At 44.2% G+C, this 310-nt stretch carries 1 protein-coding gene; it reads left to right on the top strand.

Annotated features, from left to right (window positions below):
• Positions 1–310 (top strand): hypothetical protein (locus tag AAEY75_RS14440; RefSeq protein WP_352259948.1); only part of this gene is annotated, 310 nt, incomplete at both ends.

Below are 310 nucleotides of genomic sequence, written 5' to 3'. Positions count from 1 at the left end.
GACTATTACCGATAATGACAGCAACAATGCGAGCGAAGCTGAAGTAACTCATTCAGCCACCACTCAAGCTGTAGATGACAAAAAAGCTAAAATTGCTGCGGCAGTTGCACGTGCTAAAGCCAAAAAAGCCGCATTAGCCAATGGCTCCGCGACAACAAGTACTGCCGATACAAAAAGCACTGTGGTGACTGAACATGCTGTCGTTAGCAAAAAGGAGACTATTACCCATAATGACAACAACACTGCGAGCGAAGATGAAGTAACTCATTCAGCCACCACCCAAGCTGTAGATGACAAAAAAGCTAAAATT

This window comes from Psychrobacter sp. TB55-MNA-CIBAN-0194 (assembly GCF_040309505.1).
Classification (GTDB): Bacteria; Pseudomonadota; Gammaproteobacteria; order Pseudomonadales; family Moraxellaceae; genus Psychrobacter; species Psychrobacter fozii.
The sequence above is the reverse complement of the archived record's forward strand: the minus strand, read 5'-3'. Positions and strand labels throughout refer to the sequence as shown.